3 protein-coding genes are annotated in these 3,389 nt (G+C 38.3%); all 3 read left to right on the top strand.

Features of this window, described 5'->3' with window-relative positions; translation table 11 throughout:
• Positions 1-538: 538 nt before the first annotated feature.
• On the top strand, positions 539-1,531 hold the full coding sequence (locus VE944_RS12445) for a cation diffusion facilitator family transporter (protein WP_324977372.1): 993 nt from the start codon (positions 539-541) through the stop codon (positions 1,529-1,531).
• A 206-nt stretch (positions 1,532-1,737) separates the two neighbouring features.
• Positions 1,738-1,950, top strand: a complete 213-nt coding sequence (locus VE944_RS12440) for a hypothetical protein (RefSeq protein ID WP_324977369.1) — start codon at positions 1,738-1,740, stop codon at positions 1,948-1,950.
• A 183-nt stretch (positions 1,951-2,133) separates the two neighbouring features.
• Positions 2,134-3,389: alkaline phosphatase (locus tag VE944_RS12435; RefSeq protein ID WP_324977365.1), on the top strand; the 1,256-nt coding region annotated here is incomplete at its 3' end.

Raw genomic sequence — 3,389 nt, 5'->3', positions numbered from 1 at the left:
TTTATTCAAAAGTTAGAAAAATCTGTAAAAAAGATTCTTATTCTCAATATGTATTTATTGAGGTATATCGCCTGTCCAAAAGGTGTTTATTGTCTATATCAGTAGGATCTTAAAAGATAATGGTTATCATCCTCTCAATGAGGATAGTAGGTCGATTCCAAGTTTTACTTACCAATAAATTCATGTGTAATTAATAACTAATGACTAATATGATGATTACTGTAAATTGTAAATATTAATATGCTTTAATTTTTTGATTTTTAACAAAATCATTACCATTTCTTAAATTAAGTAAGATAGATTTTTTATAGACATATATTTTGTGTAGTATTCATATATTTGTGAATTTAACAAAATAGATTTTAAGAAAAGATTGGTGAGTAATATTATAAAAGAGGCATGAAAAAAGTCTTTAAACATAGGCTGTTAAAAGACAATATTTGAAGATATATATTCAAAGTTGAGAGCATACTCACCCCAGATACGGCTGGTAATAATGTTTGAAGCTAATACTGTACTGCAAAAAGGCTTTTGAGTAATGGTTTCACTTCAATGGTGTAAATGTGCAGATAATCAGGTAAAAGTAGTTAATAATTATCAGAAAGCAAAAACTTTGTGGATAACAGTAGGTTTACTTGCTGTTTTTTTTGTTGCTGAGTGGAGTGTGGGTTTATGGAGCCAAAGTTTATCTCTACAGGCGGATGCAGGACACATTTTATCTGATATTGCAGCTTTAGCGATATCGCTACTTGCTAGTTTTTTAGCACAGCAACCAGCTAAGAAAAAAGCAACCTTTGGAAATCAGCGAATCGAAGTTTTAGCAGCTTTGTTGAATGGATTAGGTTTAATTGCGATCGCTACTTTTATCATATTGGAAGCTATCCAACGCTGGCAACATCCAGCAGCAATTTTAGGCATACCAATGTTAGCAATTGCAGTATTAGGTTTAATCGTCAATCTGCTCAATATTAATTTGCTTCATCCCCACACTCACAGCGATTTAAACCTGCGGGGCGCTTTGCTTCATGTCATCGCCGATACTGTTAGTTCTGTTGGCGTAATTATAGCTGCTTTAGCAGTTCATCTCTGGGATTGGTGGTGGGCAGATGTTGCTATTAGTATAGTCGTTGCAACTTTTACGGGTTTGAGTGCTTTACCTTTAGTACAAGAAAGTTTAAAGATTTTTTTGGAGTATGCACCGGAATCAATTGACCCTGTTGAGGTGGAAATATCTCTCCAATCTTTTGCTGGTGTTGTGCAAGTAGAAAAACTTCGCATCTGGACAATTAGCTTAAACAAGGTAATGCTTTGTGCCAATTTGACAGTTGAATGTACGACTATTCAGGAACGCGATCGCTTACTTACTAAGTTGGAAAATCATATCCGAAAAACTTTTAATATTGCTGAGATAACTTTGCAGCTAACTAGCTGTATAAAACCTTCAGCGTTGCCAATTCATCCTTTATTTAACCAAGATTTAGTTTTTATGTTGTCTGCAAATAAAACAAATTCCAATCTGGAACATAGCTAAATAGATAACTATGCAACTTATTACTCTAATTTCCAAAATAATTGTTTATTTTTAGTTTTTAAATAATTTTTAAACATAATGCTTATTAGCATTTTTCTCAACTGTCAAAGCATAGCGATGTCTACGACGGGCTACGCCTACGCTGATTGCAACTCGGTTATTTACTAAGAGGTTTCCCAATCATGACTCTCATTCAAAAATCCAAAATGATTTCATTAATAAAACAGTACAAACGTGCCTTAGCTTGGTTTATATCTGGTCTGGTTATGGCAGCTTTGTTGTTCTTGGGAACATCAAATCAACAACCAGTAACCGCCTCTGAGCAAAGTCAAGCCACAGCCTTTACTCAGCCAGATGTGACTCCTACAGACTTAGACTTTGGTGCTACTCATCTAGAAGCAAATTTTTATCAGTATTAACGGCTAGGGCGTGTTTTTTAAACTACTCATTTTGCTCCATAAGTTTTTAAATCTCCCTAAATTCCCCTTAAAAATGGGGATTTTAAGAGACTCTTTAGCCCCCCTTTTTAAGGGGGTTGGGGGGATCTAAGACTTTGAAAACACGCTCTAACACTTGCTCAATTAACTTTAAGGCACACTTCAATGATTTCATTTTTGCAAAAGTACAAGCGATTTTTAGCCTTTAGTATGGCTGGCTTCTTTTGTACCGTTCTGCTGGTATTTGGTAATTCTGTTTTTCAGCCCACCCTGGCTGCTGGTAATGGAATTAACGTAATTATCATGATTGGCGATGGTATGGGTTGGGAGATGGCACGGGCCGCAGCCGTTGCCAAAGGCGCTCCTTTTTACACAAGTGGTAAAGGCTCTGGTCTTAGCTTCCAAAAGCTAAGTGGATATGGATTGGTGACTACTTACGGCACAACAATTCAGGGAAATACACCAGCCGATCCAACAGACCAGCCCCATCTAACAGGTAACTCTGCTCTGGATGGGTCTAATACGGTGACTGCTGCAAGTCCTGTTCGTCCCAACTTTTCATTCCAGCCTACTCCTTTTAACCCTGGCAATCGATCTGATGGTAATAGCCTAGAGGATGGTAATCTCGCTGGTTATGACATCAGTAAGGGCGGCCCTGTTCCTTGGGTTCCTTTGACCCCTGCTAATTCTGGTACTTATGACAAAGATTACATTAAGTACAGTTATCCCGACTCTGCTAACACAGCTACAACTCTGTATACAGGAGTAAAGAGCTTTAACAACGCGATGGGGGTAGACATTTACGAGAAGAAGTTGAAAACCATCCTAGAAATTGCCAAAGAAAAAGGTAAATCTACAGGCTTGGTCACTTCTGTACCTGTTAGCCATGCAACGCCTGGTGCTGCGGCTTCTTTCGTAAATCGTCGTAGTAAGTACGACAGTGTTTACGACCCCAGCAAGACCAATCAAGACAGCATTTTGCAACAGACATTACTGAACTTTAAACCCAATATTTTGTTGGGTGGCGGTCATCCCAAAGATTTTGAAAATAGAGAAAGTACAAGTACAGCAGAGGGTGTCTTTAAGTATACGTACATTACAGAAGACACTTACCAGCATCTGAAGAATAATCCTAAGTCCAATCGTTACGGCTATACCTTTTTGGAACGTGGTCCTAATGCAGCTAAGACACTGCTAAACACGGCTGCTAAAATCGACCCCAACAAGGGAGGCAGATTATTTGGTCTATATGGTGCGCGTGGACAAAATGGCAACATTCCTGTTAGTTCCTCTAAGGGAGACTATAGTTTGACAGGTTTGGACAACTTCTCTCTCTATAGCTCTGTTGTCAAGGCTGGAACGCCGGATACCTGTCCATCAGGTCAGATAATAACTGGTACTGCCGGGGATTGTGTTCCTGT

This window comes from Nostoc sp. (genome assembly GCF_035638895.1).
In the GTDB taxonomy this organism is placed as follows: Bacteria; Cyanobacteriota; Cyanobacteriia; order Cyanobacteriales; family Nostocaceae; genus Nostoc.
The sequence above is the reverse complement of the archived record's forward strand: the minus strand, read 5'-3'. Positions and strand labels throughout refer to the sequence as shown.